At 62.6% G+C, this 15,517-nt stretch carries 17 protein-coding genes and 2 pseudogenes; 13 read left to right on the plus strand and 6 right to left on the minus strand.

Going from position 1 to position 15,517, the window contains the following annotated elements; genetic code table 11:
* Positions 1–117: 117 nt before the first annotated feature.
* Together ACT01B_RS10170 and ACT01B_RS10175 are read left to right on the plus strand one after the other, a co-directional pair.
* Complete coding sequence (locus tag ACT01B_RS10170; protein ID WP_445147232.1) at positions 118–495, plus strand: hypothetical protein; 378 nt, start codon at positions 118–120, stop codon at positions 493–495.
* Between the two features lie 22 nt (positions 496–517).
* Entirely contained in the window at positions 518–1,351 is an 834-nt protein-coding gene (locus tag ACT01B_RS10175; RefSeq protein ID WP_445147233.1) for an alpha/beta fold hydrolase, read from the plus strand.
* Positions 1,352–1,612: 261 nt separating this feature from the next.
* On the opposite strand, the pseudogene ACT01B_RS10180 reads toward ACT01B_RS10175, so the two are convergent.
* Positions 1,613–2,206 (minus strand): annotated as a pseudogene (locus ACT01B_RS10180) (thiamine pyrophosphate-dependent enzyme); the annotation flags it as partial.
* Between the two features lie 126 nt (positions 2,207–2,332).
* On the opposite strand from ACT01B_RS10180, the gene ACT01B_RS10185 reads away from it, so the two are divergent.
* The 10 genes from ACT01B_RS10185 (at position 2,333) to ACT01B_RS10230 (ending at position 11,544) form a co-directional block, all read left to right on the plus strand.
* Positions 2,333–3,697, plus strand: coding sequence for an epoxide hydrolase family protein (locus tag ACT01B_RS10185; RefSeq protein WP_445147234.1), 1,365 nt, complete (start codon positions 2,333–2,335; stop codon positions 3,695–3,697).
* Positions 3,698–3,758: 61 nt separating this feature from the next.
* Positions 3,759–4,364 carry a DUF308 domain-containing protein gene (locus tag ACT01B_RS10190; RefSeq protein WP_445147235.1) on the plus strand — a complete coding sequence of 202 codons (606 nt, stop codon included), beginning with the start codon at positions 3,759–3,761 and terminating at the stop codon, positions 4,362–4,364.
* A gap of 82 nt (positions 4,365–4,446) precedes the next feature.
* Positions 4,447–5,508, plus strand: coding sequence for an alpha/beta fold hydrolase (locus ACT01B_RS10195; RefSeq protein ID WP_445147236.1), 1,062 nt, complete (start codon positions 4,447–4,449; stop codon positions 5,506–5,508).
* Between the two features lie 24 nt (positions 5,509–5,532).
* Positions 5,533–6,039 (plus strand): cytochrome P460 family protein, encoded by a 507-nt coding sequence (locus tag ACT01B_RS10200; protein ID WP_445147237.1) that lies wholly within the window; start codon positions 5,533–5,535, stop codon positions 6,037–6,039.
* Between the two features lie 35 nt (positions 6,040–6,074).
* Entirely contained in the window at positions 6,075–6,908 is an 834-nt protein-coding gene (locus ACT01B_RS10205) for an oxidoreductase (RefSeq protein WP_445147238.1), read from the plus strand.
* Between the two features lie 187 nt (positions 6,909–7,095).
* Entirely contained in the window at positions 7,096–8,724 is a 1,629-nt protein-coding gene (locus ACT01B_RS10210; protein ID WP_445147239.1) for an ABC-F family ATP-binding cassette domain-containing protein, read from the plus strand.
* 214 nt (positions 8,725–8,938) lie between these two features.
* Positions 8,939–9,364 carry an organic hydroperoxide resistance protein gene (locus ACT01B_RS10215; protein WP_445147240.1) on the plus strand — a complete coding sequence of 142 codons (426 nt, stop codon included), beginning with the start codon at positions 8,939–8,941 and terminating at the stop codon, positions 9,362–9,364.
* Between the two features lie 53 nt (positions 9,365–9,417).
* Positions 9,418–10,230 carry an alpha/beta fold hydrolase gene (locus ACT01B_RS10220; protein WP_445147241.1) on the plus strand — a complete coding sequence of 271 codons (813 nt, stop codon included), beginning with the start codon at positions 9,418–9,420 and terminating at the stop codon, positions 10,228–10,230.
* Between the two features lie 73 nt (positions 10,231–10,303).
* A complete protein-coding gene (locus ACT01B_RS10225) occupies positions 10,304–10,966 on the plus strand; it encodes a class I SAM-dependent methyltransferase (RefSeq protein ID WP_445147242.1) in 663 nt (220 codons plus the stop codon).
* Between the two features lie 188 nt (positions 10,967–11,154).
* Entirely contained in the window at positions 11,155–11,544 is a 390-nt protein-coding gene (locus tag ACT01B_RS10230; protein ID WP_445147243.1) for a hypothetical protein, read from the plus strand.
* 428 nt (positions 11,545–11,972) lie between these two features.
* On the opposite strand, the gene ACT01B_RS10235 is transcribed toward ACT01B_RS10230, so the two are convergent.
* From ACT01B_RS10235 to ACT01B_RS10245, 3 genes are all read right to left on the minus strand, one after another.
* A complete protein-coding gene (locus ACT01B_RS10235) occupies positions 11,973–12,485 on the minus strand; it encodes an Hsp20/alpha crystallin family protein (RefSeq protein ID WP_445147464.1) in 513 nt (170 codons plus the stop codon).
* A gap of 120 nt (positions 12,486–12,605) precedes the next feature.
* Positions 12,606–13,091, minus strand: a complete 486-nt coding sequence (locus ACT01B_RS10240; protein WP_445147244.1) for an Hsp20/alpha crystallin family protein — start codon at positions 13,089–13,091, stop codon at positions 12,606–12,608.
* A 125-nt stretch (positions 13,092–13,216) separates the two neighbouring features.
* The gene (locus ACT01B_RS10245; RefSeq protein WP_445147245.1) at positions 13,217–13,687 is read right to left on the minus strand and encodes an Hsp20 family protein; all 471 of its coding nucleotides are present in this window, start codon (positions 13,685–13,687) and stop codon (positions 13,217–13,219) included.
* 245 nt (positions 13,688–13,932) lie between these two features.
* Here ACT01B_RS10245 and ACT01B_RS10250 point away from each other — a divergent pair.
* Positions 13,933–14,418, plus strand: a pseudogene (locus tag ACT01B_RS10250) (transposase); the annotation flags it as partial.
* A 290-nt stretch (positions 14,419–14,708) separates the two neighbouring features.
* Here the strand turns inward: ACT01B_RS10250 and ACT01B_RS10255 are convergent.
* Both ACT01B_RS10255 and ACT01B_RS10260 read right to left on the minus strand, forming a co-directional pair.
* On the minus strand, positions 14,709–15,167 hold the full coding sequence (locus tag ACT01B_RS10255; RefSeq protein ID WP_445147246.1) for a dienelactone hydrolase family protein: 459 nt from the start codon (positions 15,165–15,167) through the stop codon (positions 14,709–14,711).
* Positions 15,130–15,390 (minus strand): dienelactone hydrolase family protein, encoded by a 261-nt coding sequence (locus ACT01B_RS10260; RefSeq protein ID WP_445147247.1) that lies wholly within the window; start codon positions 15,388–15,390, stop codon positions 15,130–15,132. The genes ACT01B_RS10255 and ACT01B_RS10260 overlap by 38 nt, the downstream gene beginning before the upstream one ends.
* Positions 15,391–15,517 lie beyond the last annotated feature (127 nt).

The following is a 15,517-nucleotide window of genomic DNA, read 5'->3' on the forward strand; positions in this document are numbered from 1 at the left end:
CCGATGACAGCCTGCAGCGGATGGATGCGGTGAATCCGCGCATCAACACCATCGTCGAATGCCGGCCGGAACAAGTACATGCGGGAGGCCTATCATCGTTAAAAAGGGAGAGCAACCATGAAGTTGAAAAACACCGTGTTACCTGCAGCAATGAACGCCACGTCAGCTGACCCTGTCGCAGCGCACGTTGCTGCAATCACCATGGGAGCGGATCCGGCCGTCGCGCTATCCGTGTGCGAGATGCCCGCACGTGAGGTCCATGCAGTGACGAATCCAGTCGACTCGGGCACCTTGATCTCCGCGACAGCCATTGATGATCTCGATCCGGTTTTGGCATCGGTTGCTGCGAAGGCAAATAGAATCACCTACCAGTCCTATTCGCTCGGTGGTAGCGCAATCGTTGTCAGCGGCGCCATCCTCGTCCCGAAAGGTAGGCCTCCGAAGGGGGGGGGGGCCGGTGGTCTCCTGGGCGCATGGTTCATCCGGAACCTGTGATCGCTGCGCGCCCTCGACTCATTTGAACAAGAACGGCGAGGTCGATCTCTATGGCTACGGTGGTTTCGTGGCGCGGCTGCTCAAGGCCGGCTACGCCGTGGTCGCCACGGACTACGAGGGTCTCGGCACTCCGGGCGTCCATCCCTACATCATCGCCGATAGCGAAGGCCGTGGCGTCATTGATGCGGTACGGGCAGGCATCCAGGCCGACCTGACGCTATCGACGTCCTGGTTCTCCGTTGGCCATTCGCAGGGTGGTCAGGCGGCTATCGCTGCGGGAGAACTTGCCGATTCCTGGGGCCGCGGCCTCGATTTCCGCGGCACAGTCGGCCTCGCGCCGTTGACCGATATCGGCCAAGCCTACAACTACGGTTCTCCGGGCCCCGTTGATCGAGGCTTTTATCTGTTGGCGCTGCAGGGACTGAAGACCCAGACGCCGAACTTGCGTTACGAGGACTACCTCGGCCCCCAAGCGTTGAAAATGATGGCCAAGACGGAAAACGATTGCACCTCGAAGATCTGGGAAGATTTCTCCGCGAATCTTGGTGACAAACTCAACGACTTTCAGTTCACACCGCAAACGCCCGCGGCCGCACTGGCCTTGCAGCCTTTGCTTGACGCACAGAGTGTGCCGCGCGGGAAGACCCCGGGTCCGATGCTCCTGCTTCAGGGTGACGAGGATCCGACAATCAAGGTGGCTGTGACGACCCAGGCGGTTCGTAACGCAAGGGCGGCGGGCACGGCAGCCGAATTCCGCCTGTATCCGGGCCAGGACCACTACTCCGTGCTGGCATCCGGTAGTGATGGTGGTGCGGCAACAGACGTAGTTGCCTGGCTCAACAGTCACAAACCGTAAGGGCGCCATGCCGGGTGTGGCCGCTTCGCAAGCTGCGCCTTGCTCCACGCGAGGAGCCGTTTCTGCGCGAATGGGATCAGGCTCACCCAATCCACGTCAATCACGCGATGAAGGAGGGGTAGGGCTTGGTGAGCGATCGACTTGGCGCGGACTTTCGACCCAGCCTCTCACGACCGGCCGCTTCTGGCGGCCGATGGTGGCCACAGGATCGATAGCCTTGCCAAGGTAGGGTCGCTGAACTTCACGATCTCCCGATCTACCTCACCGCCAGAAATTCCCCACTGCCAACTCCACAATCTCATCCGCTCGCCCATTCATCACCGCGCGCAGCATGTACAGCGAAAACCCTTTCGCCATTTCCGCGGTGATCGCCGGTGGCATCGCCAGTTCGTTGCGGCTGACCACGGCGTCGATCAGCACGGGGCCGTCGTGGGCGAGGGCTTCGGCGATGCCGTCGCGGATTCGATCTGGCCGTTCCAAGCGGATGCCGTGGATGCCGATGGCGCGGGCCATGGCGGCGAAGTCGGGATTGGTGAGGTCGGTGCCGACGCTGAGGATGCCGGAGGATTTCTGTTCCAGTTCGACGAAGCCGAGAGCGCAGTTGTTGAACACGACGACCTTCACCGGCAGCTTGAGTTGGGCCAGGGTGAGGAAGTCGCCCATCAGCATGGCGAAGCCGCCGTCGCCGGACAGCGAGATGACTTGCCGGTCGCGATACGTCGCCTGTGCGCCGAGGGCCTGGGCCATCGCGTTGGCCATGGAGCCGTGCACGAACGAACCCATCAGCCGGCGCTGGCCGTTCATGGCCAGGTGGCGCGCGGCGCGATTTCGCGGGCCCGCTTCGTCTTGCGCGAAGCAATTGATACCAAGGTATTGACCGACACCATCGTGCAATCGCGCGGCCGTGGGGCTTCTGGTGTGATCGGTTCTGCGAGTTGCCCCTTGGGCATCTCACCACCCCCCATTCCCCGGAGATCGGTCATGTCCTCAGTGTCCCCCGCAGTGTCCCGCCGACCCTCATTTGCCGTCTCGCTCTTTGCCATGGCCAGCGCGGTCGCCTTGTCGGTGCCTTGTCATTTCGCACAGGCCGCTTCAGTCGCCGGTGCGGAACCGACTTCCGGCAAGAGCGACGAGAGCATCCGTCCCTTCAAGATCCATGTGCCGGAATCCGAGCTGGTCGATCTGCGCAAGCGCATCGCCGATACCCGCTGGCCCGACAAGGAGCCGGCGAACGACACCTCGCAAGGCGTACCGCTGGCGACCATGCAGTCACTGCTGAAGTACTGGGGCAACGACTACGACTGGCGCAAGGTGGAAAAGACCTTGAACGCGCTGCCAGAGTTCGTCACCACGATTGATGGCGTCGACATCCAGTTCATTCATGTGCGTTCGCGCGAGCCGCATGCGATGCCGCTGATCCTCACCCACGGCTGGCCGGGTTCGCCGCTGGAGTTCATCAACACGATCGGCCCGCTGACTGATCCGGTCGCCTACGGTGGGCATGCCGAAGATGCGTTCGATGTGGTGATCCCAGCGATCCCCGGCTACGGCTTCTCGGGCAAGCCGACCGAGCTGGGCTGGAATCCCGATCGGGTGGCGAAGGCCTGGGATGTGTTGATGAAGCGCCTGGGCTACACGCATTACGTGTCGCAGGGCGGCGACCATGGCTCGGTCATTTTCGATGCGCTGGCACGCCAGGCGCCGAAGGGGCTGCTCGGTATCCACCTCAACATGCCGGCGACGATCCCGGCGAACCTGGTGACCGGGATCAATACCGGTGCGCCGGCACCAGCCAATCTCTCTGCCGACGAACGCCGCGCCTACAACCAGCTGAGCACCTTCTTCGGCCGCAATGCTGCCTACGGCGCGATGATGGTGACCCGGCCGCAGACCATCGGCTACTCGCTCGCTGATTCGCCCGCCGGCTTGGCCGCGTGGACGTACGAGAAGATCGCCGCGTGGACCGAAAGCGACGGTCACCCCGAGCGCGTGCTCAGCCGCGACCAGATCCTGGACGACCTGACCCTGTACTGGGTGACCAACACCGGCGCTGCGTCGTCGCGTTTCTACTGGGAAAACAACAACAACAATTTTAGTTCCGCGGCGCAGAAGACCACCACCATCAAGGTCCCGGTGGCAGTAACGGTGTTTCCCGGCGAGATCTATCGAGCGCCGAAGAGTTGGACCAAGCAGGCGTATCCGTCGCTGTACTACTTCCATGAAGCAGGCAAGGGCGGCCACTTCGCTGCCTGGGAGCAGCCGCAGGAGTTCAGCGAGGAATTGCGTGAGGCGTTCCGGCCGCTGCGCAAGGACGCTGCGAAAGTGACGGACCAACCTGGCGGCTGACGATCATGGCCGGCGTGGGACGCGTGCGCACGTCGGCCTTTCCATCGCAATGGAGCAAACCATGACAACCACCAGGTTGAACCCTATCGTCCTTGCCGCACCGATGTCCCTGCGTCCGGCGAACCGTTCCTCGCTGTTGCGGCTCTATTTGATCCGTGGCCTGGTGGCCGTGGCGTGGGCGGCAGCGTTCGCCAAGGTGCATGACCCGCTCGATGCGCTGGCGATCACGCTGCTGGTGATCTATCCGCTGATCGACGCGGTGTCGTCGCTGATCGATTACCGCACCATGCCGCGCGATGCGGAGCGCCGGATCACCGCGTTCAATGCGGTGCTGAGTACCGTCGCTGCGATCGCGATGGGTGCGGCGGGAAGCTTCGGCGTGGCGGCGGCGCTAGCTGTTTTCGGCGCTTGGGCCGCGATTGCCGGGGCGGCGCAGCTGGTGCTCGGCTTGCGGCGGCGCGGGTCCGAGCTGGGCAAGCAGTGGCCGATGCTGATCGCCGGTGGCTTGTCGTTCCTCGCCGGCATTTCTTATGGCATCCGGGCTTTTGGCGACAAGCCGTCGCTTGCGGTGCTGTCGGTCTACGCCACCGGTGGCGGCGTGTTCTTCATCGTCCAGGCGGGGTTGCTGGCCTGGCGTTCGCGCCAGTGGCGGCCTGCCGCGAACTGATCGTCGAAGGCGGCGAAAGGCGCCGCCCGTTCCATCACTTGAACCCGAACCGCGGGCGATGCGCCCGTTACGGAGATACCTCATGAACGTGAACGTGTTGAATGGAACATTCCGGCCGACCGGCCGCCGCTTCGTCGGTTCATCGGTGCTTGCGCTGGCGATGGCGCCACTCGGCGTGTTTGGCGCGGCCAACGCGCAGGCCATCAAGCCTGCGCCAGCGCAGAGCGCCACGGTCCTTGCCCACACCACATTGGGTCCGCTCAAGCACATCAAGGCCGGCGTGCTCGACGTGGCCTATGCCGAGCTCGGTCCGGCCAATGGCCCGGTAGTGATCCTGCTGCACGGCTGGCCGTACGACGTCGACAGCTTCGCCGAGGTGGCGCCGGCGCTGGCCGCGAAAGGCTACCGGGTGCTGGTGCCTTATGCGCGTGGCTATGGTGACACGCACTTCCTGTCGGCGAAGACCCTGCGCAATGCCGAGCCCGCGGCGCTGGCGCAGGATGTGATCGACTTCATGGACGCGCTGAAGATCGAGCGCGCCGAACTGGCCGGCTTTGACTGGGGCGCACGCTCGGCTGACATCGTCGCGGCGCTGTGGCCGCAGCGGGTCAAGGCACTGGTTTCGGTGAGCGGCTACCTGATCGGCAGCCAGGAGTCGGGCACGCAGCCGTTGCCACCCAAGGCCGAGTTGCAGTGGTGGTACCAGTACTACTTCGCGACCGAGCGTGGCCGGCTCGGCTATGAAAAGAATCGCCATGACTTTGCCAAACTGATCTGGCAGCTGGCCTCGCCGCAGTGGAAGTTCGACGACGCCACCTTCGAACGCAGCGCCGTGGCAATGGACAACCCGGACCACGTCGCGATCGTGATCCACAACTATCGCTGGCGGCTGGACCTGGCCAAGGGAGAGGCAAAGTACGCCGCACTGGAAAACAAGCTCGCGGCATTCCCGGAGATCAGCGTGCCGACCATCACCATGGAAGGCGATGCCAACGGTGCGCCGCATCCGCCGGCCGAGGCCTATCGCAAGCATTTCACCGGCAAGTACGAGTACCGCCTGATCACCGGCGGCATCGGCCACAACCTGCCGCAGGAAGCACCGCAGGCGTTCACCCAGGCGGTGATCGACGCGGACAAGCTCTGAACGCAGTCAGACGGGAGTGATCCGATGAAGCCGATGCAGCTCGTGCTGTTTCTCACCGCCGCCGTCTCAATGGCGCTGGCGGCAACAGGGATTGCCATGGATGGCAGCCGTGACAAGGCGGCGCCGATCTACGGCGTGACCATTCCAGAGGGCTATCGGCACTGGGAAATGATCGCGCCGGCCCAGGAAGCGGCGCCGCTGGACGAGCTGCGCGTGGTGCTGGGCAATGCGGTGGCAATGAAGGCGTATCGCGAGGGCACGCTGCCGTTTCCGGACGGCACCGTGCTGGCCAAACTTGCGTGGAAACACGTGCCATCGTCGGAGTTCGGGCCTGCCTCCATTCCTGGTGTGGCCACCACGGTGCAGTTCATGGTGAAGGACTCCAGGAAATACGCGGCGAGCGGTGGCTGGGGCTTCGGCCGCTTCATCAACGGCAAGCCCACCGACGAAGCGCAGCACCAAACCTGCCTTGCCTGCCACCAGGCGCAGGTGAAGAACCACGATCTGGTGTTCACCCGCTACGCGAAGTGAACTGTTCAGTAGCAGAATCCATCAGGAGAAAACCCATGTCACAACGTTGGCTCATCACGGGAAGCTCTCGTGGCATCGGTCGCGCGCTGGCCGAGGCGGTGCTGGATGCCGGTCACCGGCTGGTCGCCACCGCGCGTGACCCTTCCACGCTGGTCGAATTGAAGCAGCGTCATGCCGACGCGGTGCGGCTTGTCGCGCTCGACGTGACCGACCCTGTGGCAGCCAGCCGCGCCGTGGCGACGGCGCTGGATGATTTCGGTGGACTCGACGTGTTGGCCAATGTGGCCGGCTACGGCAATGTCGATTCGGTGGAAGACACGACGCTGGAAGACTTTCGGCGCGAGATCGACACGAACCTGTTCGGCACGATCATCATGACCAAGGCCGCGATCCCGCTGATGCGCGAACAGCGCAGCGGCCACATCATCCAGTTCTCGTCGGTCGGTGGACGGATCGGCGCGCCGGGACGCGCAGCATACTCCGCTGCCAAATGGGCGATCGAGGGATTTTCCGAATCGCTGGCGCGCGAAATGGCCCTGATCGGCGTGCGCATCAGCGTGGTCGAACCGGGTGGCTTTCGCACCGACTTCGCCGGCGCATCGACGCGGTTGAACGAGGGGCGCGCCGACTACGACGCGGTGGTCGGCGCGACCGCACGGGCGCAACGCGCCTATGACGGCAAGCAGCCGGGCGACCCGGCGCGCGCCGCGCAGGCGATCCTCAAGCTGGCCTCGCTGGAGCGGCCACCATTTCGCCTGCCGCTGGGCAGCGACGCGCTGCAGACCATCGAGCAAGCCGATCGCGCGAAGCTGGACGAGCTCGATCGATGGCGCGCGTTGAGTGCGTCGACGGACTTTCCGGCGGCATAACCCGCAGAAGGCGCCGACGTCATAGAATGCGTGTTCCTGCAGGAGACCGCGATCCACATGTGAGCCACGTGATTCATCCATAGCCACTCATGGAGTACGCGCGTTCCGAGTCACCGGAACAGCCCGCATTCCGTCTGTTTCCACGCGGCGTTCGCCAGGGCGGCCGCGCACTATGGGAGATTCCCGTATGTCGCATGCATACATTCGCGTTTCCAATCTCGTTTTCTCGTGGCCCGACGGCACGCCGGTGCTGGATGGTCTTTCCTTCGCGCTGGGTCCGGCTCGCACCGGCCTGGTCGCGCCCAACGGCGCGGGCAAGAGCAGCTTGCTGAAACTGCTGGCCGGCGAACAGTTGCCGCTGTCCGGGCAGGTGGTGATCGACGGTCTCGTGGGCTACCTGCCGCAGAACCTGCCGCTGGACGGCGAGGCGACGGTGGCCGAGGTGCTGGGCATCGCGAGCAGGCTGCATGCGCTGGATGCGATTGCCGCCGGTGATGGCGATCCCGCGCACTTCGAAGCGGTCGATGGCGGTTGGGATCTGCGCGAGCGCAGCATGGCCACGTTGGCACGACTGGGTCTGGCTGAAGTTGCGTTGGAGCGCAAGCTGTCCACCTTCAGCGGTGGCGAAGCAATGTCGCTGGGTCTGGTCGCGCAACTGCTGCGGCGACCGGATGTATTGCTGCTGGATGAGCCCACCAACAACCTGGATCACGCCGCGCGCCAGCGACTCTACGCGTTGCTGCAGGATTGGCAGGGCTGCCTGCTGGTGGCCAGCCATGATCGCGAACTGCTCGAGCGGATGGATCAGATCGCCGAATTGAGGTCGGCGGAGCTGCGACTGTACGGCGGCGGCTTCGCGTTCTATCGCGAGGCGGTGGAAACCGGGCAGCGCGCCGCCGAACAACAGGCACGCAACCTGCGCAGCGAATGGAAGCGCGAGAAACGCGAGATGCAACAGGCCCGCGAGCGCGCCGCGCGCCGGGCCGGCAATGCCTCGCGCAACCTGGCCGACGCCGGCTTGCCGCGGATCGTCGCTGGCAATCGCAAGAGCGCGGCACAGGCTTCCGCGGCAAAGACGGATGCCACCCATGCGGCGCGGGTGCAGCAGGTGCGCTCGCGCCTGCACGATGCCACACAGGCGCTGAGCGAGACTGCATCGCTGGATCTCTCGCTGCCGGCTACGCGGGTGCCGGCCGATCGCGTGCTGTTCTCCGTGGAGGGTTTGCGTGTGAAGCAGGGCGGACGCGATCTGTTTTGTGCGCGCGGTCTGACGCTGTCCATTCATGGCCCGCAGCGCATTGCCCTGCGTGGTGCCAACGGTGCGGGCAAAAGTACCTTGCTGCGCGTGATCGCCGGTGAGCCGCTGCCCTGCGAGGGCAGGGTGAAACATGGCGCGGGCCGTGTCGCCTATGTGTCGCAGCGGCTGGATCAGCTCGATCCCGCCCGCACGGTGGCCGAGAACTTCGCGCTTGCCGCACTCGACATGCCGGCGCAGGAGCGCGCAAACCTGCTCGCGCGACTACAGTTCCAGGGCGACCGCATGAATCTTCCCGCAGGTGTGCTGTCCGGTGGCGAGCGCCTGCGTGCCGTGCTGGCCTGTGTGTTGTACGCCACGCCGCCACCGCAGCTGCTGTTGCTGGATGAGCCGACCAACAACCTAGATCTGCCCAGCGTCGACTTGCTGGCACAGGCGCTGCGCGCGTACGAAGGTGCGCTGGTCGTCGTCAGCCACGACCCGGCTTTCCTGGCGGAAATCGAGATGCGTCGCTGGCTCGAACTGGTGGACGGCCAATTGGTCGAAGACATCCGGCGCTGACTGACGACCTCAAGCCGGTACTCTTCCATCCCGCGTTGAATTCCTGGTGGCGTGTTTCCCGACGGATTGTCGCAGGAGTGATGCTTTGGTATCGGTCGACACCTTCGTGCAATGGTGGCGAGCGGGCAGCTCTGGTGTGATTCCCTCCATGTCATCCGCGTCGCGTACTTTCGCGGTGCGGGTCCGAATAGTCCATTCCGCAAGAGGATTCAACATGGCCAGGAAGCTCGAAAAAGTCTTGTACACCGCGCATACCCACACCACCGGCGGACGCGATGGCGCGGGCAGATCCAGCGACGGCGCACTCGGTGTCAAGCTCAGCCCACCCGGTTCCGGCAAGCCGGGCACCAACCCGGAGCAGTTGTTCGGTGTTGGCTACTCGGCCTGTTTCATGGGCGCGATGCAGATTGTCGGCGCAGCGCAAAAGATCAAGCTGCCGGCGGATACGGCAGTGGATGCCAGCGTCTCGCTCGGGCGCACGGAGAACGACACGGCATATGGACTTGCCGTGACCCTGTCGGTTTCGCTACCTGGGCTGGATCGCGCGCAGGCGCAGCAGCTGGTCGATGGCGCGCATCAGGCCTGTCCGTACTCGCATGCCACGCGCGGCAACATCGAAGTGACGATCAGTCTGGTTTGACCACTTGCGCCATGCTCGTCTGGCGCCCCTTGTCCCCTGTCCGAAGGAAGATCATGAAATTCTTATCCAAACGTTTCTCCGCCACGCTTGCCGGATGGCTGGCGCTGGGCGTCTTCGCACTAGCGATGCCGCCGGTTGCCTCGGCGCAGAAATCTCCAGAGCCCAAGCCGACCGTGATACTCGTGCACGGTGCCTTTGCCGATTCGTCCAGCTGGAATGGCGTGATCCGGCGCCTGCGCGACAAGGGCTACATGGTGATTGCGGCGGCCAACGAATTGCGCAGCGTCAACGGGGATGCCGCGGCCATCAGCAGCCTGCTCAAGTCGATCCATGGCCCGGTGGTGCTAGTCGGTCACTCCTATGGCGGCCCGGTGATCAGCGAGGCGGCGACGGGTCAGGACAACGTCAAGGCATTGGTCTACGTCGCGGCGTTTGCGCCGGAAGTGGGCGAGAACGCAGCCGAACTGTCCGGACGTTTTCCGGGCAGTTCGCTCGGCTCGGCACTCGCTCCGCCGGTGGAGCTGGCCGATGGCGGCAAGGACCTGTACATCGAACAGGACAAGTTCCACGCCCAGTTCGCCGCGGATGTTTCCGCTTCGGAGGCGTCGTTAATGGCGGCTGGACAGCGCCCCGTTACCGACGCTGCGCTGCATGAGGCGAGCACGTCCGCAGCGTGGAAGACCATTCCCTCGTGGTTCGTGTATGGCAGTGCGGACCTCAACATCCCGCCTGCGGCGCAGGCCTTCATGGCCACGCGCGCCCACTCGCGCCAGACCGTGGTCATCAAGGGCGCGTCGCACGTTGTGATGGTGTCGCACCCGGAGGAAGTGGCAGCGCTGATCGAACAGGCGGCGCAGGCGAAGTAATCGGACCATGCAGTTTCGAGCAGGAGCCGACAACTTGCCGGCTCCTGAGCGTTGATCCTTACAGGTAATCCTCGTGAACTACGACACCGACCAGGGCGCAGCCATCTATTCCCCCCTCGTGCTCAAGCTGTACGACTGGTGGGTGCTCGGCATTTCCAATCGTTACGCGTGGCAGTGCTCCACCCGCGCGGTGCTGCTGCCGTTCTTTCGCCGTCACCTGGGAGATCGCCATCTGGATGTGGGCGTGGGCACCGGCTTCTATCCGGCCAGGGCCAGTCTTCCTCAGTCTGCCCGCCTGACCCTGCTGGATCTCAACCCCGTCAGCCTGCACGCGGCACAGCGACGGGTGATGCGCCGCTCCACCCAGGTGGTGAGGCATGACGTGATGAACCCGCTACCGGGACGGGTCGGCAAGAATATGGACTCCATCTCTTTGTTCTATCTTCTGCATTGCCTGCCCGGCACGATGACCGACAAGGGTAAAGTATTTGGCCATCTGAAAGCCCACCTCGCGCCCGATGGCGTGCTGTACGGGGCCACCATCCTTGGCGACGAGGCCGGTCACAATGCCTTCGGCCGCAAATTGATGGCTATCTACAACCGCAAGGGAATCTTCGGCAACCAACACGACACGCGCGAGGGGCTCGCGCTTGCGCTTAAACACCACTTCGCGAAGGTGGATATACGCGTCGAAGGCAAAGTGGCGTTGTTTGAGGCACGCGAACCTGTGGCATGAATGGTGACCTTTCCGCAATCCATCCACGCTGATTAGCTCGGTGAAACTGCTCGCTGCCCAATGCAGTCGCGATCAGCATTGCCTGTGCATTGAATAGGTCATCTTGCCATCGATGTTCAGACTTGCTCCTGGTGTGATGCCTTTGGATTTGCCAGTCGCATATGCTTCCTTACTGCAGGAGAATTGCCATGGCTTCATCTGCTGATCGTGCACCGGTCGAGTCGACTTCGTCGGATCCTGACGTGAGTCGCCAACCACGGCGATCGCCGTTCTGCAAGAGTGATGACCCGGCGCAAGAGAGAACTCCGCTAGCCATCGCGACAAGATCGTTCGATATGCCGGTTCCGGATTCTGCCCAGGGTGATTTCGACAGCCACTCCAGCTCAGCGCCCGAGGCTCGGTCAGTCCTCCAGGCAGCAATGCAGATCGAAGCCGATCCTGCCGAAACGGCATGCTGGTACTTGCATACCCCGATAGCGGAACTGGACAACCTTACGCCAGCCCAGCTCGTGTTAGTGGGGCGGTTCGAAGACGTACTGCGTTTCCTGAGTTCTATTCGGGACGGCAAGCGCGACTGAGCTCGATCCGCCCATGGATCAAATACCGTTCGTTGACTGGCCTGCGAGTAGCCACGACCCCTTGTCCATCATACGGAGCGTCGATACCTTCGTGCGGGAGGTCGCAATTGAAGTGCCGAAGACAGACTGGATAACAGGGGCGACGCACCGCCATGGTTGGAGCGCTGGAAGAACGGGTGGGCGGACTCGAGGCGCGCCTGGGCGCTCCGTTTTCATGGGGGTTTAAGAGCGTTGGGCAGGAAGTCACGGCAGAGGTGCTTCTCGGCCGGATAAAACGCACCGTGGCTGGGACTGGCGGAGCATTGCCCGATGCCTGCTTCAGGGTTGATCGTGTCGGGCTTGAAGTAACGGCACTGTTCACAAACGGCCATGCCTGCAGGTCCGGCGATGATCGGAAAGCACGGCAATGTTTTTCAGAAGGGGCCGCCTTACGCCATCCGCCACGGTGCGTCGAACGGGGTCGCTCCGTAAGCCGGCTCGTCCGCGCTCACCTTCGCAATTTGGATGTAACGAGACGCGTGGTCCGGGCGCTTACGAACAATGATGGTCAGGATGCCATCGCGAGCCGTGACCGTGATGCGGTGGGGATCGGCGCTGGCGGGGAGGGCAAAACATCGGTGAAAAGCGCCGTGCCGGCGCTCGACACGCGTGAACGATTCGCGGTTTTCCTGGGACTCGGTCTTGCGCTCGCCTTTGATGACCAGCGTGCCTTGGTCCATGTATACCTCGACCGCACGGGGCACGACGCCGGGCGCATCCACGTAGACAAGGAAGCGGTGCGCTTCTTCCTTGATATCCACAGCGGGAACCCACTGGCGAGTGACGGCCGTGGGGTCATCGCTTGAGGCATGGCGGGCTGGGCGCCTCTCAAACACCCGGTCGAAGAGTTGTTTGACCGGGTCTTGGGGCCCCATACGGTCAGGCCAATCAGACGGACGCATAGTTTTGTCTGTCATGGCAGGATCTCCAGGAACAAGAGCGTTGAACGCAATCGACCGGATGGGCGTGGTTCATATGCGCCCATCCGTCAGGTGGCATAGCGAGCGTCCGGCACATCAGTGTCAGTGTTCGCCGGCCCCCGTCTTGCTCACCCGGATACGGCGAGGGGTGGTTTCAGGACGCTTTGGGATGATGATCTGCAGCACACCATTGTGTCCCGAGGCGGTGATGGCCTCCGGGTTGGCGCTGTCGGGTAGGGCGAAGCGCCGGTGAAACGCGCCATATTGGCGCTCGATGCGCGTGAATTGCTCGGTGCCCTGTTCGATCTCGGCCTTGCGCTCTCCTTTGATGGTGAGCATGCCTTTATCCATCTGCACCTCGATCGCATCCATTTCGACGCCCGGAATATCTGCATACAGGACAAACCGGTGCGCCTCTTCCTTGATGTCGACGCGGGGAGCCCATTGGCTGGTGACCACCGACGAATCATCGGCCGAGGCGTTCTGGAACAGGCCGCCTTCGAAGACCCGGTCGAACAACTGCTGGATCGGATCTCGCGTCAGTGCTTGGCCCGGCCATTCAGACGTACGCATCAATTTGCTGTTCATGGCAAAGACCTCCGTGACAGCGTGTGTTCAAAAAAGCCTGCGCGAAATGACAGGGGTTCGCGCAGGCGAAAAAGTGCACACCTACGCCGCATCACGTCATGCAAAGCGGAACGGGGGTGGATAGGTTAAGCGGTGGCCTGCCAGATCTGCCGTACTTTTGTCCGCACCGCGTCGTCGGTGCTGATCTCGATCCGGCGTGGCTTCATCGCCTCGGGTAATTCACGCTTGAGGCTGACGTTCAACAGGCCGTCGGCGAGTTGGGCATCGCTGACCTGGACGTGTTCGGCCAGTTCAAAGCGGCGGATAAACGGACGGTAGGCGATGCCCCGATGCAGGTATTCGCCGTCCACGTTGATTTTGCGTTCGCCCTTGATGACCAGCAGGTTCTCCTGCAGGGAGATATCGATCTCGTCGCGCTTGAAACCGGCCACCGCCATCGTGATCTGGTAGCGGTCCTCGGAGAGCTTCATGGTGTCGAAGGGCGGCCAGTTGTCAGACGGCTGGGTCTGGGCGGCTTCAAGCAGACCGAAAATTCGTTCAAAGCCGATGCTTGAACGATGGAGGGGTGAAAAATCAAGAACAGTGCGCATGGCCATATCCTCAGTAAGAGCAACATGGAAAAGGGACTATTCGCCGCGCCGCTAGGGTCGTGGCAAGCTGGACCCGAAGCGTCCAGCGATCGAAATTGTATGCACCTAAAAGCAGTTTTCAAGCCCACGCATTCAGCATTTATTTAGCCATCTAAATGCGTGGTTGCTGCCGTCCATGAGCACAAAAAAATTGGACTGCCCCGGAGATGACGGCACTTCCAGCCTATGATTTGAGCATAGGAGGAAGCCCCATGAGCAGTCAGCGGTTTACCCCAGAATTCAAAGAAGAAGCGGTCCGACAAGTGGTCGGCCGTGGCGACTCGGTGGCTGAAGTGGCCGCCCGTCACGGCGCGTCGACCCACAGCTTGTATCAATGGGTCAAGTCGGTGAAGCCCGGCAAGACCGAGCAACAGGCCACTGAGTTGACCGACGCGAAGAGCGAGATTCTGCGCCCGCGTGCTTAACTGCGTCGCGTGGAAGAGGAGCGCGACATTTTAAAAGAAGGCCGCACGGTACTTCGCCAAAGAACCCGAGTGAAGTACCACTTCATCAACGACCACCGCCATGTGTTTCGCGTGGCGCCGATGTGTCGGATGCTGGAAGTGACGCGCGGCGGCTTCTATCGGTGGCCGGACAAACCCGAGTCCGATCGCGCTATCGAGGACCGACGGCTACTTGGCCTGATTCGCGATTCGTACGATGCCAGCGGCGGTGTCTACGGTGCGCGCCGCGTGTACGTGTAGACGCGTATGGGTTTATAGAAAGGTCTGCTTTCGAATGCGACTTCAACCGGTCAATGCAACACATCGCTGGAATCGTTCGGCCCACGCTTCAAAGCTCAGCGTTCGTCTTGACCCAAAGCAGGCTCGCCAACTATTGCTCAGCCACCGACGAGTGCCGGGGCACGGTGATTAGCAGACGTTATCGTCGGTACGGAGCAACTCCGCCTCGGGGCGTGCACCAAGGGTCACCCAATCGAATCTTGGCTGATCCTGCCGAGGTATAGGGCGAACGCGCGAGGCCAGGGCTATCTCAAATGCCGATGAAGAAAGCGGCGGCTGGATTGAAAGGCTGCTTGTGCGGCGCTTTCGTTAAAGCTCTCGCTTCCGCGTCGGGCGAAGGCGTGGCTGCAGCCGGCGTGGATGACAACATCAGCAGAGTCAGCCTGACCGAGTGCAAGCTGAAGAGCGGTACGCGTGCTGTCGGGAAGGATTTCATCGCTATCTCCCAGGTGGGCGAGCAATGGTGTGTGAGTCCGAGAGAGTTCTTCCAGAAATGGCTCGGTGCCGGCACCGCAGTAGGCCACTGCCGCGTCAATCCAAGTCCTTGCGGCCGAAAGGAAAGCCATGAGACCTCCGGCGCAGAACCCAACAACGCCCACTTTGCCGTTGGATTCGGGTATCCCTCGAGCGTATCGGATGACCTCCTCGAGATCGAGCAGGCTGAGGTTAGGGTCGAACGTTGAGGTGTGTTCGTGAGCCGGCACTTCGAGGGGGGTTATGACGCTCGCGCCAGAATAGGTCGGGAGCAACAGCAATGAAGCCCTCGGTGGACAGATCGCGGCAGACCTCGTGAATATAACTGTCCAGTCCATGCGCTGCAGGAAAAACGATGATCACAGGCGCGCCCGCTGGCGTTTGTTCGTCTGCTACCAACACAAAAGCGTCGAACATGCCATCGCCACTTGCCAGGCTGACGTACCGGCCCATTCTCGCTACTCCAGGGTTGCTGCGGACGCAAGGATGAGCCTATTCCGGACCAATCCGACTCGGGACTCTTGTTCAAAACCTCACAAATTGCCAAATTCCTCATGACCCACGGGCGCCGCTCCGGCGG

Source organism: Dyella sp. Tek66A03 (assembly GCF_052567735.1).

What these genes read in the sequence shown, in the direction of transcription:
- ACT01B_RS10170 (WP_445147232.1), top strand. Translation starts at nt 118, where the DNA reads ATGAAGTTGAAAAACACCGTGTTACCTGCAGCAATGAACGCCACGTCA.
- ACT01B_RS10185 (WP_445147234.1), top strand. Translation starts at nt 2,333, where the DNA reads ATGTCCTCAGTGTCCCCCGCAGTGTCCCGCCGACCCTCATTTGCCGTC.
- ACT01B_RS10190 (WP_445147235.1), top strand. Translation starts at nt 3,759, where the DNA reads ATGACAACCACCAGGTTGAACCCTATCGTCCTTGCCGCACCGATGTCC.
- ACT01B_RS10195 (WP_445147236.1), top strand. Translation starts at nt 4,447, where the DNA reads ATGAACGTGAACGTGTTGAATGGAACATTCCGGCCGACCGGCCGCCGC.
- ACT01B_RS10200 (WP_445147237.1), top strand. Translation starts at nt 5,533, where the DNA reads ATGAAGCCGATGCAGCTCGTGCTGTTTCTCACCGCCGCCGTCTCAATG.
- ACT01B_RS10205 (WP_445147238.1), top strand. Translation starts at nt 6,075, where the DNA reads ATGTCACAACGTTGGCTCATCACGGGAAGCTCTCGTGGCATCGGTCGC.
- ACT01B_RS10210 (WP_445147239.1), top strand. Translation starts at nt 7,096, where the DNA reads ATGTCGCATGCATACATTCGCGTTTCCAATCTCGTTTTCTCGTGGCCC.
- ACT01B_RS10215 (WP_445147240.1), top strand. Translation starts at nt 8,939, where the DNA reads ATGGCCAGGAAGCTCGAAAAAGTCTTGTACACCGCGCATACCCACACC.
- ACT01B_RS10220 (WP_445147241.1), top strand. Translation starts at nt 9,418, where the DNA reads ATGAAATTCTTATCCAAACGTTTCTCCGCCACGCTTGCCGGATGGCTG.
- ACT01B_RS10230 (WP_445147243.1), top strand. Translation starts at nt 11,155, where the DNA reads ATGGCTTCATCTGCTGATCGTGCACCGGTCGAGTCGACTTCGTCGGAT.
- ACT01B_RS10235 (WP_445147464.1), bottom strand. Translation starts at nt 12,485, where the DNA reads ATGCGTCCGTCTGATTGGCCTGACCGTATGGGGCCCCAAGACCCGGTC.
- ACT01B_RS10240 (WP_445147244.1), bottom strand. Translation starts at nt 13,091, where the DNA reads ATGAACAGCAAATTGATGCGTACGTCTGAATGGCCGGGCCAAGCACTG.
- ACT01B_RS10245 (WP_445147245.1), bottom strand. Translation starts at nt 13,687, where the DNA reads ATGGCCATGCGCACTGTTCTTGATTTTTCACCCCTCCATCGTTCAAGC.
- ACT01B_RS10260 (WP_445147247.1), bottom strand. Translation starts at nt 15,390, where the DNA reads ATGGGCCGGTACGTCAGCCTGGCAAGTGGCGATGGCATGTTCGACGCT.